At 69.7% G+C, this 20,047-nt stretch carries 16 protein-coding genes and 1 pseudogene; 9 read left to right on the top strand and 8 right to left on the bottom strand.

Features of this window, described 5'->3' with window-relative positions; genetic code table 11:
* Positions 1 to 7: 7 nt before the first annotated feature.
* Complete coding sequence (gene recG, locus OUA97_RS02575) at positions 8 to 2,083, bottom strand: ATP-dependent DNA helicase RecG (protein ID WP_267230209.1); 2,076 nt, start codon at positions 2,081 to 2,083, stop codon at positions 8 to 10.
* 76 nt (positions 2,084 to 2,159) lie between these two features.
* Here recG and OUA97_RS02580 point away from each other — a divergent pair, with 76 nt between their 5' ends.
* From OUA97_RS02580 to mfd, 3 genes are all read left to right on the top strand, one after another.
* Positions 2,160 to 2,753 (top strand): hypothetical protein, encoded by a 594-nt coding sequence (locus OUA97_RS02580; RefSeq protein WP_267230211.1) that lies wholly within the window; start codon positions 2,160 to 2,162, stop codon positions 2,751 to 2,753.
* A gap of 62 nt (positions 2,754 to 2,815) precedes the next feature.
* Complete coding sequence (locus tag OUA97_RS02585; RefSeq protein ID WP_267230212.1) at positions 2,816 to 3,106, top strand: succinate dehydrogenase assembly factor 2; 291 nt, start codon at positions 2,816 to 2,818, stop codon at positions 3,104 to 3,106.
* Positions 3,096 to 6,584 (top strand): transcription-repair coupling factor, encoded by a 3,489-nt coding sequence (mfd, locus tag OUA97_RS02590; protein WP_416362404.1) that lies wholly within the window; start codon positions 3,096 to 3,098, stop codon positions 6,582 to 6,584. Before OUA97_RS02585 ends, mfd begins: the two co-directional genes overlap by 11 nt.
* Positions 6,585 to 6,647: 63 nt before the next feature.
* Here mfd and OUA97_RS02595 read toward each other — a convergent pair whose 3' ends face one another.
* Together OUA97_RS02595 and OUA97_RS02600 are read right to left on the bottom strand one after the other, a co-directional pair.
* Entirely contained in the window at positions 6,648 to 7,193 is a 546-nt protein-coding gene (locus OUA97_RS02595; protein ID WP_267230213.1) for a CcdC protein domain-containing protein, read from the bottom strand.
* Complete coding sequence (locus OUA97_RS02600; RefSeq protein WP_267230214.1) at positions 7,193 to 8,521, bottom strand: diguanylate cyclase domain-containing protein; 1,329 nt, start codon at positions 8,519 to 8,521, stop codon at positions 7,193 to 7,195. Before OUA97_RS02600 ends, OUA97_RS02595 begins: the two co-directional genes overlap by 1 nt.
* A gap of 130 nt (positions 8,522 to 8,651) precedes the next feature.
* Between OUA97_RS02600 and OUA97_RS02605 the strand changes: the two genes are divergently transcribed.
* The gene (locus OUA97_RS02605) at positions 8,652 to 9,428 is read left to right on the top strand and encodes an SDR family NAD(P)-dependent oxidoreductase (protein WP_267230216.1); all 777 of its coding nucleotides are present in this window, start codon (positions 8,652 to 8,654) and stop codon (positions 9,426 to 9,428) included.
* A gap of 78 nt (positions 9,429 to 9,506) precedes the next feature.
* Positions 9,507 to 10,640 carry a CaiB/BaiF CoA transferase family protein gene (locus OUA97_RS02610; protein WP_267230217.1) on the top strand — a complete coding sequence of 378 codons (1,134 nt, stop codon included), beginning with the start codon at positions 9,507 to 9,509 and terminating at the stop codon, positions 10,638 to 10,640.
* A 71-nt stretch (positions 10,641 to 10,711) separates the two neighbouring features.
* Here the strand turns inward: OUA97_RS02610 and OUA97_RS02615 are convergent, their stop codons facing one another.
* Positions 10,712 to 11,791 carry a substrate-binding domain-containing protein gene (locus OUA97_RS02615; RefSeq protein ID WP_416362405.1) on the bottom strand — a complete coding sequence of 360 codons (1,080 nt, stop codon included), beginning with the start codon at positions 11,789 to 11,791 and terminating at the stop codon, positions 10,712 to 10,714.
* Between the two features lie 267 nt (positions 11,792 to 12,058).
* Between OUA97_RS02615 and OUA97_RS02620 the strand changes: the two genes are divergently transcribed.
* Entirely contained in the window at positions 12,059 to 13,006 is a 948-nt protein-coding gene (locus OUA97_RS02620) for a YihY/virulence factor BrkB family protein (RefSeq protein ID WP_323690512.1), read from the top strand.
* Here the strand turns inward: OUA97_RS02620 and OUA97_RS02625 are convergent.
* Complete coding sequence (locus tag OUA97_RS02625) at positions 13,003 to 13,242, bottom strand: sulfurtransferase TusA family protein (protein ID WP_267230218.1); 240 nt, start codon at positions 13,240 to 13,242, stop codon at positions 13,003 to 13,005. The genes OUA97_RS02620 and OUA97_RS02625 overlap by 4 nt on opposite strands.
* Positions 13,243 to 13,331: 89 nt before the next feature.
* On the opposite strand from OUA97_RS02625, the gene OUA97_RS02630 reads away from it, so the two are divergent.
* The gene (locus tag OUA97_RS02630) at positions 13,332 to 14,765 is read left to right on the top strand and encodes an MFS transporter (protein ID WP_267230219.1); all 1,434 of its coding nucleotides are present in this window, start codon (positions 13,332 to 13,334) and stop codon (positions 14,763 to 14,765) included.
* An 80-nt stretch (positions 14,766 to 14,845) separates the two neighbouring features.
* Here the strand turns inward: OUA97_RS02630 and OUA97_RS02635 are convergent, their stop codons facing one another.
* From OUA97_RS02635 to OUA97_RS02645, 3 genes are read right to left on the bottom strand one after another with little or no spacing between them, the layout of a single operon-like run.
* A complete protein-coding gene (locus tag OUA97_RS02635) occupies positions 14,846 to 16,264 on the bottom strand; it encodes a CoA transferase (RefSeq protein WP_267230220.1) in 1,419 nt (472 codons plus the stop codon).
* Positions 16,265 to 16,288: 24 nt separating this feature from the next.
* Positions 16,289 to 17,026 (bottom strand): 16S rRNA pseudouridine(516) synthase, encoded by a 738-nt coding sequence (locus tag OUA97_RS02640; protein WP_267230221.1) that lies wholly within the window; start codon positions 17,024 to 17,026, stop codon positions 16,289 to 16,291.
* On the bottom strand, positions 17,023 to 17,925 hold the full coding sequence (locus OUA97_RS02645) for a class I SAM-dependent methyltransferase (protein WP_267230222.1): 903 nt from the start codon (positions 17,923 to 17,925) through the stop codon (positions 17,023 to 17,025). Before OUA97_RS02645 ends, OUA97_RS02640 begins: the two co-directional genes overlap by 4 nt.
* 101 nt (positions 17,926 to 18,026) lie before the next feature.
* On the opposite strand from OUA97_RS02645, the gene lpxA reads away from it, so the two are divergent.
* Both lpxA and ftsZ read left to right on the top strand, forming a co-directional pair.
* The gene (gene lpxA / locus OUA97_RS02650) at positions 18,027 to 18,821 is read left to right on the top strand and encodes an acyl-ACP--UDP-N-acetylglucosamine O-acyltransferase (RefSeq protein WP_267230223.1); all 795 of its coding nucleotides are present in this window, start codon (positions 18,027 to 18,029) and stop codon (positions 18,819 to 18,821) included.
* A 166-nt stretch (positions 18,822 to 18,987) separates the two neighbouring features.
* Positions 18,988 to 20,046, top strand: a pseudogene (gene ftsZ, locus OUA97_RS02655) (cell division protein FtsZ); the annotation flags it as partial.
* Position 20,047: the final 1 nt, after the last annotated feature.

A 20,047-nucleotide genomic window follows, 5' to 3' on the forward strand; every position in this document is an offset into this window, starting at 1 on the left:
CGGAGTCCTATCCGGCGTCTTTCAGGGGCGAGCTCGGCCGCCAGTCGAACAACTCCTGCAGCACCCGCAGGGCCTGGCCGCGCGGCGAGGTCAGGGCGGGATCGCGCTCCATGATCAGGCGCGCGTCGTCGCCGGCCGCGGCGATCAGGGCGCGGTGGGCGATCGGGTCGGCGAAGACGTAGGCCGGGAAGCCCGACTGGCGTAGGCCGAGCGCGTCGCCGCCGCCGCGCAGCTCCAGGTCGCGCTCGGCGATCAGGAAGCCGTCGTCGGTGCGGCGCAGGATGTCGAGCCGCTTCTGGGCGGTCTCCGACAGCGGCGGGTCGTAGAGCAGGACGCAGGCGCTCTCGCGCGAGCCGCGGCCGACCCGCCCGCGCAGCTGGTGCAGCTGGGCCAGGCCGAAGCGCTCGGCCTGTTCGATGACCATGATGGTGGCGTTGGGGACGTTGACCCCGACCTCGACGACGGTCGTGGCGACCAGCAGGCTGATCTTGCCGTCGGCGAAGTCGGCCATGACCGCGTCCTTCTCCGGGCCGGTCATCTTGCCGTGCACCAGGCCGACGCCGGGGCCGATCCTGGCGCGCAGCTCGGCGGCGCGCTGCTCGGCGGCCTTGAGGTCGATCAGTTCGGATTCAGAGACCAGCGGGCAGATCCAGAACGCCTGGGCCCCGTGGGCGATGGCGTCGCGCAGGCGTGCCTCGATCTCGTCCAGGCGGCTGGTCGGCACGGCGCGGGTGGCGACCGGAGTGCGGCCGGGGGGCTTCTCGTCGATGCGCGAGACGTCGAGGTCGCCGTAGACGGTGAGCTCCAGGGTGCGCGGGATCGGGGTGGCCGACATGGCGATCAGGTGGACGGCCTGGCCCTTGGCCTGCAGCCGCTGGCGCTCGGCGACGCCGAACCGGTGCTGTTCGTCGATGACCGCCAGCCGCAGGTTCTGGAAGCCGACGTCGTCCTGGAACAGGGCATGGGTGCCGACCGCGACCTGCGCAGCGCCGGAGGCCAGGGCGCGCAGCTTCTCGGCGCGGGCCGCGCCCTTGTCGCGGCCGGTCAGCAGGAGGGCGGCGATCCCGTGCTGCGCCAGCGGGCCGGAGATGGTCTCGAAATGCTGGCGAGCGAGGATTTCGGTCGGGGCCATCAGCGCGCTCTGGCCGCCGCCGGCGGCGACGTCGGCCATGGCCAGCATGGCGACGACGGTCTTGCCCGAGCCGACGTCGCCCTGGACCAGGCGGCTCATGCGTTCGCCGGCCTCGAAGTCGCGGCGGATGTCGGCCAGCGCCCGCTCCTGGGCGCCGGTCAGGCGGTAGGGCAGGTCTTGGCGCACCGCCTCGGCCAGCGCGGAGGCGGCGATGCGGGCGGCGGGCTCGGCGCGGCGCTCGGACTTGCGCTGGGCCATGGCCAGCTGGTGGGCCAGCAGCTCGTCATAGGCCAGGCGCTGGATGTGGAGCGTCTGGGGGGAGAGGTCGGCCTCGGACTGCGGGGCGTGCAGCAGCCCCAGCGCCTCGCGCCAGGAGGGGAACCGCTCGCGGGCCAGCCACGCGGGGTCCTGCCATTCTGGCAGCTCCGGCGCGCGGCCGAGCGCCTCCAGCGCGAATTTGCGCACGGTGCGGGCCGGCAGGCCGGCGGTGGCCGGATAGACCGCCTCGAAGTCCGGGATGTCGGCGGCGCGGTCGGGGGCGACGATGTAGTCGGGATGGGCGATCTGCAGGCCGGCGCCGAACCGCTCGACCTTGCCGCTGACTAGGCGCTTGGAGCCGAGCGGGTGCTTGGCCTCGAGCTGGCCGCCGAAGCTGCCGAAGAACACCAGGCTGAGCACGCCGGTGCCGTCGTAGGTCTCGACCCGCCAGGGCTGCTGGGGGCTGCGCGGGCGCTTGTAGGCGTCGATCTGGACCTCGAAGATCTGCACCGCGCCTTCGACCGCGCCGGCGACGGTGGCGTGCTCGCGGCGGATCACCGAGTGCGGGCGCAGGAAGGCGACGTCGCGCACGATCGGCCCCGCCAGCTTCTCCAGCAGGGGCGCGACGCGCGCGCCGACGCCCTTGAGGGTCGTGATCGGTGCGTAGAGCGGAAAAAGAATCTCGGGCCGCATGGGCGGAACATAGCGCGACCATGGACAGCCTGCGGCGCCCATGATGAAGTTCAGCAAAACCCAGGGGGGAAATCGTATGCGTAAAGCGCTTCTGGCGGCCGTCGGCGTCGCCATGCTCGCGGCCTGCAGCCCTGCGGCCGAACAGGTCGAGCAGGCCAAGGCCCCGGTGGCCGAGCCCGCCGTGCCGGTCGATCCGACGTTCACCGGCCTGACCCGCCCGAAAGGCGACGCCCAGTTCGGCTATTACCTGCCGGTCGACGAGGTGAAGGTCGGCGACTACCGCCTCGACAACCTGCACATCGCCGGCCAGATGGGCTTCAACGACTGGGAGAAGGGCGAGCGGACCAAGACCTACGCCCCGGTGATGCTGGAGTTCGTCGACATCACCAGCCCGGCCCGCAAGAACGCGCTGGGTAACGTGGTCTATTCGGTGAAGCTGAAGGTGCTGCCGGCCGCCTACGCTGTCACCGACGATCGCATCCGCCTCGTCGGCAGCCATCCGAAGCTGGGCGAGGTGCGGCTGGACGCCAAGCTCGACGCCGCGGCGCTCAAGAAGACCAAGGGCACGAAGGGCAAGGACGGCCTGACGGTCGCGACCGGGGCGCTGCAGGTCGGCGACACGCCGTTCAAGCAGGTGGCCTTCACCTGGCGCGGCGGCGACTGGGGCTGAACCTTTTCGGCGAACGCGCTCTGGCGCGCGTGGGCGTAGCGGCCTATATCGGCCGCTCTCCCATGAGCACCGACGACACACGACTGAAGCGTTTGAAGTTCCGGGCCTGGCACCGGGGCTTCCGGGAAGCGGACCTCATCCTGGGGCCGTTCGCGGATACCTACGCCCATACGCTGAGCCCTGAGCAACTCGACGCCTTCGAGGCGCTGATGGAGCAGGCCGACCAGGACCTCTATGAGTGGGTCGTCGAGCGCACCCCGACCCCGCCTGAGTTCGATGGCGAAATCATGCGTATGATCAAGACCTTCCGCTTTGAAGCTTATGAGGCGAGGGGCGGTCCTCGTGGCGGCTGACGGTTTCCGGGCGCCGACGGCGGCGGAGACCCGGCGCATCGCCCAGGACCCCGGCCGGCTCGACCTGGTCGGCGCGCCGGAGGGCTTCGACGCGCTGGTCATGGCTGACATCGTCAAGGCCCGGGGCGGGCTTTCGGTGTTCGTGGCCCGCGACGCCTCGCGGCTGTCGGCCTTCATCGATGCGTTCTCGTTCTTCGCCTCGAACGTCGAAATCGTGCGGTTCCCGTCGTGGGATTGCCTTCCCTACGACCGTATCGGGCCCTCGGCCGGGGTCGCCGCCGAGCGGATGACCGCCCTGGCGCGGCTGGCCAAGGGCTTCGACGCCAAGAAGCCGGCCCTGCTGGTGACCACGGTGCCGGCGCTGATCCAGCGGACGCCGCCGAGATCGGCCGTCGAGGGCGGCGCCTATTCGGCGACGGTCGGCAACGTCGTCGAGATCGCCGACCTGGAGCGCTACTTCGCGATCAACGGCTATCAGCGCGCCTCCACGGTGTCGGAGCGCGGCGAATTCGCGATCCGGGGCGGGGTGATCGACGTGTTCCCGCCGAGCGCCGACGAGCCGGTCCGCCTGGACCTGTTCGGGGACACCCTGGAATCGATCCGCGCCTTCGATCCCGAAACCCAGCGCTCGACCCGTCAGCTCAAGGACATCTCGCTGCTGCCGGTCAGCGAGGCCCTGCTGGACAAGGACAGCGTCTCGCGCTTCCGCCGCGGCTATGTCGAGGCCTTCGGGGCGCCGGGCGGCGATCCGCTCTACGACACGGTCAGCGAGGGCGGCCGTCGCGCGGGCATGGAGCACTGGCTGCCGCTGTTCTACCCGGAAATGGCGACGCTGCTCGACTATCTGCCGGCCGACACCCTGATCGCCCTGGACCACCTGGCCGACGGCGCTCGCGACGAGCGTCTCTCGATGATCGAGGACGCCTATGACGCCCGCGCCCAGGCCGACCGCAAGGTGCACTACCGTCCGCTGGAGCCGACCCGGCTTTACATGGACGCCGACGAGTACCGCGAGCGGCTCGCAGTCCGCCCGACGCGGCGGTTCTCGGCCTTCCAGGAGGTCGAGGGCGAGAGCGTCATCGACATGGGCGCCCGCCAGGGCCGCGCCTTCACGGCCGAGCGCCAGCAGGACTCGGTCAATCTCTTCGAGGCGACCGCCGATCATGCCAAGCGGCTGGTCGGCGAGGGCAAGCGGGTGCTGTTCGCCTCATGGTCGGACGGCTCGTCCGACCGCCTGGGCGCGATGCTCGCCGATCACGGCCTGAAGAACATCTCGCTCGCGCCCTACTGGGACGCGGCGCGCTCGGCCGATCCGAAAATCTTCCAGCGCGTGGTGCTGCCGCTGGAGTCGGGTTTCGAGACCGAGAAGCTCGCGGTCATCTCCGAGACCGACATCCTCGGCGATCGCCTAGCGCGGCCGCGCCGCCGCCGCCGCGCATCGAACTTCCTGGCCGAGGCCTCGTCGCTGACGCCGGGCGACCTGGTCGTCCACATCGACCACGGCATTGGACGCTACGAGGGCCTGAAGACCCTCGACGTCGCGGGCGCGCCGCACGACTGCCTGGAGCTGCAGTACGGCGGTGAGGCCAAGCTCTACCTTCCGGTCGAGAACATCGATCTGCTGACCCGCTACGGCAGCGATGGGGAGGGGGTTCAGCTCGACCGCCTTGGCGGCGCGGCCTGGCAGGCGCGCAAGGCCAAGGCCAAGGAACGCCTGCGGGAAATGGCCATCGGCCTCATCCGCATCGCGGCCGAGCGGGCGACCAAGGACACCGACGCGATCGTCCCACCGCACGGCGTGTTCGACGAATTCTGCGCCCGCTTCCCCTACGAGGAGACCGAGGACCAGCTCAACGCCATCGGCGACGTGCTGGAGGACCTGGGCGCCGGCAAGCCGATGGACCGCCTGATCTGCGGCGACGTCGGCTTTGGCAAGACCGAGGTCGCCCTGCGCGCGGCCTTCGTGGTCGCCATGAGCGGCCAGCAGGTCGCCGTCGTGGCGCCAACCACCTTGTTGGCCCGCCAGCACTACAAGACTTTCTCAGAGCGGTTCCAGGGCTGGCCGGTGAAGGTCCGCCGCCTGTCGCGGCTGGTGCCGGCCAAGGAAGCCAGCGAGACCCGCACGGCGCTGGCCAACGGCGAGGTCGAGATCATTGTCGGCACCCATGCGGTGCTCTCCAAGCAGGTGGGCTTCAAGAACCTCGGCCTGGTGATCGTCGACGAGGAGCAGCACTTCGGGGTCAAGCACAAGGAGAAGCTCAAGGAGCTTCGCGCCGACGTGCACATGCTGACCCTGACGGCGACGCCGATCCCGCGGACGCTGCAGATGTCGCTGTCGGGCATCCGCGAGATGTCGATCATCGCCACGCCGCCGGTCGACCGGCTGGCGGTGCGGACCTACATCACGCCGTTCGACCCCGTGGTCATCCGCGAGGCGCTGCTGCGCGAGAAGTATCGCGGCGGCCAAGCCTACTACGTGGCCCCGCGGATCAGCGACCTGCCGGATCTGCAGAAGTTCCTGCGCGAGCAGGTGCCCGAGGTGAAGTTCGTGGTCGGCCACGGCCAGATGGCCCCGACCCAGCTCGAGGAGGTGATGAGCGCCTTCTACGAGGGCCAGTACGACGTGCTGCTGTCGACGACCATCGTCGAGAGCGGCCTCGACATCCCGACCGCCAACACAATGGTCCTGCACCGCGCCGACATGTTCGGCCTGGCCCAGATGTACCAGCTGCGCGGCCGCGTCGGGCGGGCCAAGGCGCGGGCCTACGCCTATCTGACCACGCCGGCCGAGAAGCAGATCACGCTGTCGGCCGAGCGCCGCCTGAAGGTGCTGCAATCGCTCGACAGTCTGGGCGCCGGCTTCCAGCTGGCGAGCCACGACCTGGACCAACGCGGCGGCGGCAACCTGCTCGGCGACGAGCAGTCGGGACATATCCGCGAGATCGGGGTCGAGCTGTACCAGCAGATGCTGGAAGATGCGGTCAACGAGCTCAAGGAACTGGCCGGCAAGGGCGAGGCCGCCGACCGCGGATGGTCGCCGCAGATCAATACCGGCGCGGCCGTGCTGATCCCGGACGAGTACGTGCCCGACCTGAACGTGCGCCTGTCGCTCTACCGCCGCCTGTCGGACGCCGAAAAGGCGGGCGACCGCGAGGCGCTGGCGGCCGAGATGATCGACCGTTTCGGCCCGCTGCCGCCTGAGGCCGGACAGCTGCTGAAGGTCGTCGCCATCAAGGGCATGTGCCGCGAGGCCAACGTCGCCAAGATCGACGTCGGGCCGAAGGGCGCGGTCGTCACCTTCCGTGGCGACGAGTTCAAGAATCCCATGGGCCTGGTCGGCTTCGTGCAGAAGAACCAGGTCGCCTGGAAGATCCGCCCGGACCACAAGGTCGTGGTGAAAGGTGAATGGGAAACGCCAGAGCAGCGTCTGGCGGCGGCCGAGGGCATCCTCAGCGAGCTGGCGAAGCTCGCGGCCTGAGCGTCCGCCCCTAGAGCAATTTCCGATCTGATTGGATCGGAAATTGCTCAGGAATCTTAAGGCTTAGAGCACTTTCTTCGCCGAACCGGTCGCCGCTTCGGCGGAAGATGCTCTGGCGGTGCGCAGAAGGTTCTGGGCGCGAAGCCACATCTCGGCGCGCTGGGCGCAGACCAGGCCGACGGCGAACAACAGGAAGACGTCGGCGACCTGCATCGGAGTGACGTGCAGCGCCGCGGCATGGTCGCCGGCGTAGTCGCGCAGGCCGAAGCGAACCAGCAACAGGCCGGCGATCAAGGCGAGACCGACTGGCGAAGCCTTGCTGGTGACTTCATGTGTCGCTGGATCAATTGAAATCCTCGTCGTGCGCCCACGCCACCATCCGGCGGCCGCCCCGATCAGCAGGGCCAGGCCCTCGGCGCCGAGCAGGGGCGCGCTGGGAAGGCCCTGAGCCTGAAGCGCGAGCCCCACGCCGAACAGCATGATCGCGGGCAGGATCCACATCCGCTCGACGCGCAGAGGCCGGGTTCTCAACGCGCGCCAGGCCACAAGGGCGACGACCAGCAGGGGAACGACTACGCCCCACGCGCCGCCACCGGGGGCCACGGCCATCAGCTGGCCTTCTGGTGCGCTCGGGCGGCGGCCTCTTCGAGCGCCTTGCCGACGCTCTCGGGCGAGGTGACCTCGGCGACGCCGATGTCGAAATCGACGACGAACGGCGGCTGGCCGTCGCCGGCCTCGAACGCGGTGCAGCCGATCACGGCGGCGATACGCTCGCCCGCGGCACGGGCGGCGGCCTTGCCGGTGGCGGGCAGGGCCAGGGCGAAGACTTCCTGGCCGAGGCGCGCGGCGGTGTCCTCGACGCGGACCAGGCGGCCGATCATCGAGCCGATCTGCGGGATCGCGCGGTCGAGCCAGCCCGCGGCGCGTGCGGCGGAGACGTCGGTGCGCTCGGCCACCTTGAGCACGCAGACCGACAGCGGCCGTCCACGCTCGCGCGAGGCCTGGGCCAGGCGTCCGGCATGGCGGGCGAAGAGGTCGCGAGTGAAGAGGCCGGTGGCCGCATCCATCAGGCCCGACGTGCGCGCCAGTTCCAGCGCCCGGCGGACCGCGATCTGACGGCGATAGCTGCGGGCCAATTCCAGCACGCGGCGGGCGGTCTCGGTCTCCGGCGTCTCTGGCGAAGCCACGTCGGAGACGCCGCGATGGTAGGCCTCCGACATCGTCACGTAGCTCTCCTGGCGCATGTAGAGCAGGGCGGGCGTGTGATAGAGCCGGGTGTTGCGCCGCATGCCGGCTGCGATGGACAGCGCCTCCTGGCTGGTGTCGCCGGCCCACAGCACGACGGCGTCGAACGGACGCTCATGCAGGTAGTCGAAGGCGGTATAGGCGGTGAATGCGCCCACGACCTCGGCGCCTGAACGGGTCAACGCGTTCGCCAGGGCCAGGAACTGAGGAGCCGGCTCGCCGATCGCCAGCACCTGATACGGCGTGGATTCGGGCTCGGGCATGTCCAGCCGCCGCCCACGTTCGGCGAAGGTCTCCAGCCGCAGCTCGAACTCTTCCTCGGCCACGGCGGTGCGGACCAGCGTCTCCAGCCGCATGACCATCTGGGCCGGATGGACCGGTGCGGCCAGCGTCAGGTCGAAGTCGTAGGTCTCGAGTTCCGGGCCGGGATCGCCGATCGCGATGACCGGTATCCGGCGCGGCGCGCAGGCCGTTTTCAGGCGCCGCGCCATGGTCAGCGCCTCATGGCCGCCGCTGGCGAGGTCGACGATCGCGGCCTCGACATTGAGATCGGCCAGCGCGGTCGTGGCCGCAAAGGGCCCCCGCGCCGTCACCGTGCGCCAGCCGAGCCGATCCAGGCCCTCGGCCAGGGGGCCCGCAACTGCGTCGTCCCGTGCAACGATCAAGACTCGCGCCTGGACGCCCGCCGTCATTCGCTTAAACCCTGGCCACTCGGTCGCGCGCCCGCCCAGGCTGGGCGGGAATCGACGTGCCTGACGATTATACAGCCGCAAGGCGAATGACACAGCGACGCCGAGTCGCAAGCCTGTGGAGGAGAGACTGATGGAACAGACCCTGAAGGGGCAGGTGGCTGTGGTCACCGGCGCGTCGGGCGGGCTGGGCGCGCACTTCGCGCGGGTGCTGGCGAAGGCCGGCGCGTCGGTGGCGCTGACCGCGCGCCGCCTGGACCTGGTCGAAAGCCACGCCGGGGCGATCGCCGGGGCGGGCGGGCAGGCGATGGCGCTGAAGCTGGACGTCGCCGACGCCGCCGCCATCGGACCGGCCTTCGACGAGGTCGAGGCGGCGCTCGGCCCGATCTCGATCCTGATCAACAACGCCGGGGTCGGCGGCGAGGGCCTGGCCCTGGATCTTTCCATCGAGGACTGGGATCGGACCTTCGACGTCAATGTCCGCGGCGTGTTCTTCGCCGCCCAGCAGGCCGCCAAGCGGATGATCGCCTCGGGCGTGGCCGAGCGCGGCGACGCGCGCATCGTCAACATCGCCTCGATCGCCTCGCACACCGTGCTGCCGGGCCTTTCGGCGTACTGCGCCTCGAAGGCGTCGGTCGCCATGATGACCCGGGGCCTGGCCCGCGAGTGGGCCCGCCGGGGGATCGCCGTCAACGCCATCTGCCCGGGCTATATCGAGACCGACATCAATGCCGACTGGTTCAAGACCGAGGGCGGGCAGAAGCAGATGAAGGGCTTCCCGCGCCGGCGGCTGATGGACGCCGAGGATCTGGACGCCTCGCTGCTGATGCTGAGCGGCCCCGCCGCGCGGGCCATCACCGGGACGGTGATCACCATCGACGACGGCCAGTCGCTGCCTGGCGGCGGCTGAAGCCGTTGGCTGACGGCGCGTCATGGCCCCTAGGTTCTGGGCCGCTAGCTTCGGGGCAAGGAAACAGGGAGACGTTGCATGGGTAAGGGACCGCTTTCAGGGCTGAAGGTCGTCGAGTTCGCTGGAATCGGCCCCGGTCCGTTCTGCGGCATGCTGCTGTCCGACCTGGGCGCCGACGTGGTGCGGATCGACCGCAAGGGGCAGGGGCGCTCCTCGCCGGCCGACATCACCAGCCGGGGCCGGCGCTCGATCGGGCTGGACCTGAAGAACCCGGCCGCCATCGAGACCTGCCTGAAGCTTATGGAGGGCGCCGATGCGGTGTTCGAGGGCTTCCGGCCGGGGGTCATGGAGCGGCTGGGCCTGGGCCCCGACGTCGCGCTGAAGCGCAATCCGAAGCTGGTTTACGGTCGGATGACCGGCTGGGGGCAGTTCGGCCCCTACGCCAACGCCGCCGGCCACGACATGAACTACATCGCCATCACCGGCGCGCTGCACGCCATCGGCACCGGCGACAAGCCGATCCCACCGTTGAACCTGGTCGGCGATTTCGGGGGCGGGGCGCTCTACCTGGCCTTCGGGTTGCTGGCTGGGGTGCTGAACGCCCGCCAGACCGGCCAGGGCCAGGTGATCGACTGCGCGATGAGCGACGGCGCGGCTTCGCTGATGGCCATGTTCTACGGCTTCAAGGCCAGCGGGATGTGGAAGGAGGAGCGTCGCGCCAACCTGCTCGACGGCGGCGCGCACTTCTACGACACCTATCAGTGCGCCGACGGCAAGTGGATTTCGATCGGCTCCATCGAGCCGCAGTTCTACGCCCTGCTGCTGGAAAAGACCGGGATCAACGATCCGGCGTTCGCCGCCCAAATGGACCGCGGCGCGTGGAACGACCTGCGCGGCAAGCTGGCTCACGTGATCGCCCAGAAGACCCAGGCCGAGTGGTGCGAGATCATGGACGCCACCGACGTCTGCTTCGCCCCGGTGCTTGACCTCGATGCGGCGCCCAAGCACCCGCACAACGTCGCGCGGCAGACCTTCGTGGAACTGGGCGGGGTGGTGCAACCAGCGCCGGCGCCGCGTTTCTCGGCCACCCCTGGCGAGATCCAGGGCCCGCCGCCGGCCATCGGCGCGCATGACCGCGAAGCGCTGGCCGACTGGGGCTTCTCGCCCGCCGCCATCGACGAGCTGAAGGCGGCCGGCGCGCTGGCCGGATAACATGGCCGGATAACGAAAAAGGCCCCGAAGCTCGCGCTTCGGGGCCTTCTCCGTCGCCTTGAGGGCGAAGCTTACTTCTCGGGCGCGCTGATGGTCTTCAGCTCGGTCGCCGAGGCCTTCTGGGCGGCGTGCTCTTCGGCCGCCAGCGGGATCAGGCCGCGCTGCTGCAGGTAGCCGCCCTTGCCGGTCGCCGCATCCGAGACGAAGGCGTTGACGTACTCGCGCAGGCCCGGGATGACGCCGACATTGGCCTTCTTCACGTAGATGTAGAGCGAGCGCGACACCGGATAGGTCCCGTTCGAGATGGTCTCGAAGGTCGGGGCGACGCCGTCGACGGTGGCGGCCTTCACGGTGTCCATGTTGTTCTCGAGGAACGAGTAGCCGAAGACGCCGAGGGCGTTCGGGGTCTTGGTCAGGGTCTGGACGATGGCGTTGTCGTTCTCGCCGGCGTCGACCCAGGCGCCGTCGGAGCGGATGGTGTGGGCCTTGGCCTTGAAGGCGTCTTCGTCCTTCTCGCGCAGGGCTTCCAGAGCCGGGAGCTTGCGGGCGCCCTTTTCCAGGCCGAGCTCGACGAAGGCGTCGCGGGTGCCGGAGGTCGGCGGCGGGCCGTAGACCAGGATCGCCTGGGCCGGCAGGCTGGCATCGACGTCCTTCCAGGACTTGGCGGCGTTCTTGGCGAAGCCCGCGCCCTGCGGCAGCTCGGCGGCCAGGCCGCGATAGACCTGGTCGATCTTGAAGTTGTAGGTCGGGCCGTTCTTGGCGTTGGCGATCACGATGCCGTCATAGCCGATCTTGATCTCGACGATGTCGGTGACGCCGTTGGCGGCGCACTGCTCGAATTCCGACTTCTTGATCGCCCGCGAGGCGTTGGCGATGTCGGGGAAGCCCGCGCCCGTTCCGCTGCAGAACAGCTTGAAGCCGCCGCCGGTGCCGAGGCTTTCCACCTTGGCCGCGCGGCCGCCCGTGGTCTTGGCGACGTTCTCGGCGACGCGGGTCGCGAACGGGAAGACGGTCGACGAACCGGCGGCCCACACTTGATCGCGGCCGCTGGCGCTGGGGCCCGCGGCCTTTTCGGCTCCGCCCTTGGGGGCTTGCTGACCGCAGGCGCTGAGCGCGACGGCGGCGACGGCGAGATAGGCGAAAGTCTTCATGATCTGGCTCCGCTCGGGTACGGCAGAGGCGCTAACATTGTTGTTTGACGGTTATGTGAAGGTTGGGTGACGAACGCGCGGGAGCTGAACAGGTTCTACGAACCGCGTTCAGCGCGGGTTCAGCCGCCGGGCGCCATCCTTGGCCACGGTCGGTCGTCGTCACTCCCGTCCCTCGATACGGCGGCCGGCCCGATGGCATGACACGCCCATCGGCGGCGCGTCGGCCCCCCAGCAAGGGCCGGCGCGCCGTTCGCCGAAGATCATCGCTTGCGCGGGCAGGCGAGCTTCAGCACCTTCCGCGCCATGTCGCTTAGGCAACGAATCCAGCGTGTACGGGAGTGGGACTGGGATCCTTCTCACTGGCTGCGCCTGGCCGTCCTGATTTCGGGGCGCGCGCTGGGCCGGCTCTGGGGGCGGGACGTCATGCTCTACACCGGCGGGGTGTCGTTCTTCATCATGCTGGCCGTGTTTCCGGCGCTGGCGATCGGCATCGGGCTCTACAGCCTGCTGGCCGACCCGAACGAGGTGGCGCACCAGGCCGAGGCCCTGGCCCGGTTGATGCCGTCGGGGGCGCAGGCGATCTTCCAGGCCGAGCTGGAGCGGCTGGCGCAGACGCCGTTCCATTCGGTGTCGGCGCAGAGCGGGGTGGCGCTGGTGGTCGGCGGCTATGCCGCGCACCGCGGCTTCAAGGCGCTGTTGGCGGGGCTGTCGTTCATTCACGACGAAGAGGCGCCGCGCAGCTTCCTGCAGTTCAATCTGCTGGCCTTGGCCGTGCTCATCGCCGCCTTTGCGATGCTGGCCTTCTTCTCGGCCATCTTCTTCTATTTCCGGTTCGTCGCTGCGGCGTTCGGGATCAAGCCGCTGGCGGGCGTCTCGTGGCTATACAGCGAATGGACCTGGGCGAGCTTCGGCCTGACCTTCGCGATGACGCTGATCTACCGGTATGCGATGTCCAGCCGGCCGGTGGCCTGGCTGCCGTCCATCCTCGGCGGGGGTTCGGCGGCGATCCTCTGCCTGTTGGTGTCCTGGGCGAGCGCCTTCTATGTCGAACAGGTGGCGCATCTGGGCGCGACCTACGGCTCGGTCGCCGCGGTCGTGGTCTTCCTGATCTGGCTGTCGTGGAGCGTGAACGCGGTGTTCTTCGGGGGCGCCTTCGCCACCGAGATCGAGATGGTCCTGCGCGAACGCGAGCGTCGTCTCCTGCCTGACGATTAGGCTGGCCCCGCCCTCGCCACCAGAAAACTGAGCACGCCGTCGCGCTCGCCGGTCTCGACGACGACGAAACCGGCGCCGTTGGCGAAGTGCGGCACGTCGATCCGGGCGAGCGGATCATCGGCGAGCAGCCGCACCTTCACGCCCGGCTGGGCGTCTTCCAGCGCGCGCCGCAGGCGCAGGGTCGGCACCGGGCAGCGGTGGCCGCGGGCGTCTACGGTGATTTCGTCGGTAAACATCTTGTGCGGCCATACAGCCAGAACGGCGTGAACCCAAGCGGCGCCGTCGCGTTGTCGCTCACTTACGCGAAAGACGGGGGGAGGGGCGTATGACTGACAGCTTCACGACCAACGTGCCGGCGCGGCTCGATCGATTGCCCTGGAGCCGCTTCCACTGGCTGGTGGTGGCGGCCCTGGGGATCACCTGGATACTCGACGGACTGGAGGTGACTCTGGTCGGATCGCTGTCGCCGGCGATCTCGGAGGGGCTTGGCCTCAGCACCACCCAGATCGGCCTGTCGGGCAGCGCCTACATCCTGGGCGCGGTGCTGGGCGCCTTGGTGTTCGGGAGGTTGACCGACACTTTCGGGCGGCGGCGACTGTTCACGATTACCGTGGCGGTCTACCTGGTCGCGACGATCGCCACCGGCTTCGCCTGGGACTTCTGGTCGTTCATGCTGTTCCGGTTCCTGACCGGCGCCGGCATCGGCGGCGAGTACGGGGCGGTGAACTCGGCGATCCAGGAGCTGATCCCGGCGCGCCGACGCGGCTATACCGACCTGGCGATCAACGGCAGTTTCTGGCTCGGCGCAGCACTGGGCGCGATGGGCTCGCTGATCGTGCTGGACCCGAACCTGATCGACCAGGCCTGGGGCTGGCGGCTGGCCTTCATCATCGGCGGGCTTCTGGCGCTGATCGTCATCTGGGTGCGCCGCTACATCCCGGAAAGTCCGCGCTGGCTGATGACCCATGGCCATCCCGAGGAGGCCCTGGCGGTCATCGAGGCGATCGAGGCGCGGGTCGAACGCGATACGGGCCGCCCCCTTGGTCACACGAACGACCTGCCGACCCTGCGCCTGCGGCCGATGCGGACCTCGTGGTTCGACATCGCGCGCTCGCTGGTGGTCCGCCACCCCAAGCGCACGGTGCTGGGCCTGGTGCTGATGGCGACCCAGGCCTTCTGCTACAACGCGATCTTCTTCACCTACGCCCTGATCCTGACCAAGTTCTACGAGGTTCCGGCCGCCTCGATCGGCTGGTTCATCCTGCCGTTCGCGGCGGGCAATTTCCTGGGGCCGCTGCTGCTCGGGCACTTCTTCGACAGCGTCGGGCGCAAGCCGATGATCGCGCTGACCTACGGCCTGGCCGGCGCGCTGCTATGCGCGACGGGATGGATGTTCTCGGCCGGGCTGCTGACCGCCACGACCCAGACGGCGGCGTGGACGGTGATTTTCTTCTTCGCCTCGGCGGGAGCGAGCGCGGCCTATCTGACCGTCGGGGAGAGCTTTCCCCTGGAGACGCGGGCGGTGACCATCTCGCTGTTCTACGCCTTCGGAACGTTGCTGGGCGGGGTCGGCGGACCGGCCCTGTTCGGCGCCCTGATCGACAGCGGCGAGCGCAGCCAGATCTTCTGGGGCTATCTGCTGGGCGGCGGACTGATGCTGAGCGCGGCGGTCGTCGAGCTGTTCCTGGGCGTCGCCGCCGAGCGCAAGCCACTGGAGGAGATCGCCCCGCCGCTGTCGGTGATCGACGACGTCCCCTAGAGCAAATTCCGATCCGATCGGATCGGAATTTGCTCAGGACTCTTCTTCGCCGACCGGCAAACGCTTCGGCGGAAAACGTTCTAGAGGGGCCACTCGGCCGGCGCCGCGCCCAGCGGCGTCGTCGGACGGGCCCAGCGCGCCGGCGTCGCCGACATTTGCACCGGCGGGCGCAGGTGGCGAACGGGGCCGAAGCCCGACGGCGAGGTGATGCGCCAGGCATCGATCTCGGCCGGGCCGGCGGGCTGCACCTTGGCGAGGTCGTCGACCGGCTTGATGCCGAGGCCGCGCAGCCAGGTCGCGGTCTGGACCAGCGACACCCGCACCAGATAGCTGCCGCCGTAGCGAGCGCGCCGCTCCAGCGCCGCCAGCGTACCGAAGGCGGCGAGAAAGCCCGTGGTGTAGTCGGCGACGGCGCCCGGCTGCAGTTTCGGCCCGGCGTCGCCGCCGTGAATATCGGCCATGCCGGTCACGGTCTGGGCGAGCTGCTCCCAACCCGGCCTGTTCGCCCAGGGGCCTTCATGCCCATAGGCGTTGATCGAGGTGTAGACGATCCCCGGCCGCAACTTGGCGAGATCGAGGGGGCCGAGACCCAGCCGCTCCAGGGCGCCTCCGCGGTAGCCCTGGCTGAAGACGTCCGCCTGCGCGATCAGTTCCTTCAGCCGCGCCAACTGGCCGGGGTCCTTCAGATCGAGCCAAGTCGCGAGCTTGCCGTGCCCCACGTCGCTGATGAAGAACTCAGTGGCCGGCAGAGTCGGCGAGGCGACATAGAGGACGTCCGCTCCGTGCTGGGCCAGGGTCTTGCCGCAGGTGGGCCCGGCCAGCACCCGGGTCAGGTCCAGGACGCGAACCCCCGAGAGCGGAGCCTCGCCGCGGTCGGGCAGGGGCATGGGCGGACCTTCGGCGATCTTGATGATCTCGACGGTCGGCCGGGCGGCGAGGATGCGGCCCTGTTCGGAGGCGTCCCATTCCTGCGCGGTGCGGACCATGGCGCCGCAGACGCCGGCCTCTGCAATGGCGTTCTCCAAGTCTAGCGCCGACCATTTCAGCGCCTCGGCGGCGACCGCCGCGGTGTCGGCTGGGGAGCCCATCAGCCGGTGCAGCTTGGCGGCGCTGTCCGGGAAGCTCGGATGCAGAAAGACGTGGCGCCCGTCCTTGGTCGGGAAGAACCCCATGGCCGGGGTGCCGCGTCCGCCGCCGCCGGCGTCCTCAGGCCGTTGCGGCGGTGCGCGGTCGGGATCTTCGAAGACCTGCAGAGCGAAGCTGACCAGCGCCGCTCCGGCCTCGCGGGGGGAGACGCTCACCTGCTGGGTCTGACCGGTCCGCAGCGTCCAGAGGTCGGCGGCGAGGGTACCCACCGCGGCCAGCGCGGCGGCGGCCCCGGCCTCGGCCTGGAAGCGGGTGGCCATAGCGGGCGGTTCGTCGTCGATGCGGACGAAATCGGGCCGGGGGCGGCCGGCCAATCGCATCAGTTGTTCGAACGCGTCATCGGCCGTGGCCATCGGCTCACTCCCCTCAGGCTATGGTCAGCCGGCGAACACCGTCTCGGCGACGGCGGCCGGAAGCACCCGATACTCGCCCGCCGCCAGGTCATCCGGCAGGACGAGGCCGCCGATGCGGTCGCGGTGCAGCGCCGTCACGTGGTTGCCGACGGCCGCGAACATCCGGCGGACCTGATGGTAGCGGCCTTCCTCGATCAGCAGCCGCGCCCGGCGCTCCCCCAGCGGTTCCAGCACGGCCGGCAGCAGCGGCTTCTCCTCGCCCTCGAGCATCAGCGTCCCGGCGGCGAAGACCTCGCCCTCGTGGCCTTCCAGCGGGCGGTCGAGATCGGCGACATAGCTTTTCTGCACGTGGCGGCGCGGCGAAATCACCCGATGCAGGAAGTCGCCGTTGTCGGTGATCAGCAGCAGGCCGGACGTTTCCTTATCCAGCCGCCCGACGGTCGACAGCGCCGGATCGCGCACCCGCCAACGCGGCGGCAGCAGGTCGTAGACCCGGTCGCCGTATTCCTTGTGCGAGCAGACGACGCCCAGCGGCTTGTGCATCATCACCACCATCGGCGGCGGCGGGTCGACGGGCTTGCCCATGATCCGCATGCGATCCGGCAGGTCCGCGCCGATGGCGATCCGCGCGCCCGCGTCGGTCAGGGCCAGGCCGTCCAGCACCACCTGGCCCGCGGCGACCAGGCCGTGCATTTCCTTGCGGCTGCCATAGCCGAGGTTGGACAGCAGCCGATCGAGCCGCATGGTCGGCGTCTTGCTCATTTGCGAGCCTCGTAGACCTTGTAGCCGCCGCCGTCGGCGACCGGCGTCACGGCCTTGAACGCCTCGGCCAGCACCGCTTCGTAGGGCAGGTGACGGTTGGCGGTCAGCCAGAGCCGGCCGCCGGTCCGCAGGGCGTCGGCGGCGGCGCGGATGAAGGCCTGACCCAGCCGCCGGTCTTCCTGGCCGCCGTCGTGGAACGGCGGGTTCATGACCACGAAGTCCAGGTTGGAGAGGTCCTTGGCGGCCGTCCGGACGTCGGCCCAGGCGAACGTCGCGCGCGGGTCGACGACATTATGCTCGGCGCATTCGACCGCGCGGCGATCGAGGTCGATCAGGGTCAGGGCGGTGACCGCGGGCGAGGAAAGCACCGCGCGCGACAGCCAGCCGACGCCGCAGCCGAAATCCGCGCCCGTCCCGCTGAGCGCGGGAAGGTGGGCGAGGAGGAGCTCGCTGCCCGGGTCCAGCCGATCCCAGCTGAACACCCCCGGCTGCGACCAGAGCCCGCTCGGCAGGATGCGGGGCGCGCCGTCTTCCAGGGCGGCGGCGAGAGCCAGGGATCCGGCCGGCCGTTCAACCTGGCAGATGCGGTGATGGCGGCGTGAGGTTTCGATGACCTCGCAGCCCAGGCTGGCCAGAGTCTTCTTCAGGCGGAGGCCGCCGCGATCCTTGGGCGCGGCGGCGGTCAGCGCGCCGCCTGGACGTAGGACCCGCAGCGCCTGGGCCAGCAGATAGCGCGCCTCAATGGCGCCGCCGGGGACGAGCAAGGCGATCTCGTCCTGGCTGGCGTCGGCCAGCTTGGCGATGTCAGCCGAGCCGGGGATCAGCGGCGACAGCTGCACGGCCCCCTTGGGCGTCTCGATGACGTCGGGCGGCGGGTTTCCGTAGACGGCTGAAGGCAAGGCGGAGGTCCAGGCGAATCTGTTGCGGCATCTGTAGCCCGTCGCAATCGGACACCGAAGTTGAGTTGGCGGCGACCATCGACGGGTCCAGGTGTCTTCGCATGGTGAGCATCCATCCGACAGCCGTTGTCGCGCCCGGCGCGCAGATCGACCCCAGTTGCGAAATCGGCCCCTATGCAGTGATCGGGCCGGGCGTGCGGCTGGGGCCGGGCAATGTCGTCGGGCCCCATGCGGTGCTCGACGGCGAAACCGAGATCGGCGCCGACAATCGGTTCCTGGCCTCCTGTTCGATCGGGGCCAGTCCGCAGATCACCGGCCGGGCAGGCGACGTCGGCCGTCTTCGGATCGGCGCGGGCAATGTGTTTCGCGAGTTCGTGACCGTGCACTCCGGCGGCGAGGCGACGACCCGCATCGGCAGCGGGGGCCTGTTCATGGCGACCGCGCACGTCGCTCATGACTGCGTGATCGGCGACGAGGTGGTGATGGCCAATGGGGCGACCCTGGGCGGTCACGTCCAAATCGGCGACCGCGCTCAGCTCAGCGGCCTCTGCGCGGTTCACCAGCACGTGCGGATCGGCGAACTGGCCTTTGTGGCCGGGGGGGCGATCGTCACCCAAGACGTAGCCCCGTACTGCCTGGTCCAGGGCGACCGCGCGCGGCTCGTGTCACTTAACGCCGTGGGGCTGCGGCGCGCGGGGATCGGGGCGGGGGACGCGGCGGTTCTGAAGCGCGCCTTCCGTGCGATCTTCCATGGCGACGGCGCGCTGGCTGAACGCCTGGCGGCGGTGGAGGCCGTCGCCGACGACGAGCACGTCCGCCGGCTGGTGGCGTTCATGCGCTCCAGCGCCCGCGGGGTGATCGCCACGCCGCGCCGGAACCTTCAGGCTGCGGCGTAAAGCGCCGCGCTACGCCCACGCTTGCTGTTTGTGACGCAATGGGCCAATTCGTTGGCCCGTGCCCCGGGGGTGAGTCCGGATTGCACCACATTCCTGTGGAACTGGTCCGCCTTGGTTGTGGAATCGCCGGCGGTCGCGGCAGGGACGGACGAGGAGTTTTGCGAGCATGTCAGTGTCAGCCCCGAACGGAACGCGCCCGGCGGCCGCCCAATTGAAGCCCCGGATCGTGGTGTTCGGTGTCGGCGGCGCCGGTGTGAACGCCGTCAACAACATGATCGAACAGGGGCTGGAAGGCGTCGACTTCGTCGTCGCCAACACTGACGCCCAGCAGCTGTCGCTGTCCCTGGCCAGCCAGCGCATCCAGCTCGGCGTGCGGGTCACGCAAGGGCTAGGGGCCGGGGCTAATCCCAACGCCGGTCTCAGCGCCGCCGAGGAGTCGGCCGAGGACATCATCCGCTATCTGGACGGCGCGGACATGGTGTTCATCACTGCCGGCATGGGCGGCGGCACCGGCACTGGCGCCGCGCCGTTCGTGGCGCGCTGCGCCCGTGAGCGCGGCATCCTGACCGTGGGCGTCGTCTCCAAGCCGTTCCGGTTCGAGGGGCGTCACCGCATGCGCCTGGCCGAGGCCGGCCTGCAGGAGCTGCAGCAGTACGTCGACACCTCGATCATCGTTCCGAACCAGAACCTGTTCCGGGTCGCCACCGAACAGACGACTTTCGCCGACGCGTTCGGGATGGCCGACCAGGTGCTGCATTCGGGCGTGCGCTCGATCACCGACCTCATGGTGTTGCCCGGTCTGATCAACCTCGACTTCGCCGACGTGCTGAGCGTTATGGGCGGCATGGGCAACGCCATGATGGGCACCGGCGAGGCGACGGGCGCGGACCGCGCGGCGGTCGCCGCGCAGAACGCCATTCAGAACCCGCTGCTCGACGAGACCTCGCTGGCCGGCGCCAAGGCGGTGCTGATCAATGTCACCGGCGGGACCGACATGACCCTGCTGGAGGTCGACGAGGCGGCGAACGTCATCTCCGACCAGGTCGATCCGGACGGCAACATCATCTTCGGCGCGGCCTTCGATCCTTCGCTGGAGGGCCGGCTGCGGGTGTCGGTCGTCGCCACCGGCATGAACTCGGTGAACGGCCGCGATGCGGCGCCGTCCCAGGCGCCCTCGGCCGAGCAGGCGCAGCCCGCCCAGGACGCCGGCCAGCCTTCGACGCCGC

The organism is Phenylobacterium sp. 58.2.17, assembly GCF_026411515.1.
In the GTDB taxonomy this organism is placed as follows: domain Bacteria; phylum Pseudomonadota; class Alphaproteobacteria; order Caulobacterales; family Caulobacteraceae; genus Phenylobacterium.

What these genes read in the sequence shown, in the direction of transcription:
- OUA97_RS02595 (WP_267230213.1), bottom strand. Translation starts at nt 7,193, where the DNA reads ATGGCCGTGGCCCCCGGTGGCGGCGCGTGGGGCGTAGTCGTTCCCCTG.
- OUA97_RS02585 (WP_267230212.1), top strand. Translation starts at nt 2,816, where the DNA reads ATGAGCACCGACGACACACGACTGAAGCGTTTGAAGTTCCGGGCCTGG.
- OUA97_RS02600 (WP_267230214.1), bottom strand. Translation starts at nt 8,521, where the DNA reads ATGACGGCGGGCGTCCAGGCGCGAGTCTTGATCGTTGCACGGGACGAC.
- recG (WP_267230209.1), bottom strand. Translation starts at nt 2,083, where the DNA reads ATGCGGCCCGAGATTCTTTTTCCGCTCTACGCACCGATCACGACCCTC.
- OUA97_RS02615 (WP_416362405.1), bottom strand. Translation starts at nt 11,791, where the DNA reads ATGAAGACTTTCGCCTATCTCGCCGTCGCCGCCGTCGCGCTCAGCGCC.
- OUA97_RS02640 (WP_267230221.1), bottom strand. Translation starts at nt 17,026, where the DNA reads ATGAGCAAGACGCCGACCATGCGGCTCGATCGGCTGCTGTCCAACCTC.
- lpxA (WP_267230223.1), top strand. Translation starts at nt 18,027, where the DNA reads ATGGTGAGCATCCATCCGACAGCCGTTGTCGCGCCCGGCGCGCAGATC.
- OUA97_RS02605 (WP_267230216.1), top strand. Translation starts at nt 8,652, where the DNA reads ATGGAACAGACCCTGAAGGGGCAGGTGGCTGTGGTCACCGGCGCGTCG.
- OUA97_RS02610 (WP_267230217.1), top strand. Translation starts at nt 9,507, where the DNA reads ATGGGTAAGGGACCGCTTTCAGGGCTGAAGGTCGTCGAGTTCGCTGGA.
- OUA97_RS02625 (WP_267230218.1), bottom strand. Translation starts at nt 13,242, where the DNA reads ATGTTTACCGACGAAATCACCGTAGACGCCCGCGGCCACCGCTGCCCG.
- OUA97_RS02635 (WP_267230220.1), bottom strand. Translation starts at nt 16,264, where the DNA reads ATGGCCACGGCCGATGACGCGTTCGAACAACTGATGCGATTGGCCGGC.
- OUA97_RS02630 (WP_267230219.1), top strand. Translation starts at nt 13,332, where the DNA reads ATGACTGACAGCTTCACGACCAACGTGCCGGCGCGGCTCGATCGATTG.
- OUA97_RS02580 (WP_267230211.1), top strand. Translation starts at nt 2,160, where the DNA reads ATGCGTAAAGCGCTTCTGGCGGCCGTCGGCGTCGCCATGCTCGCGGCC.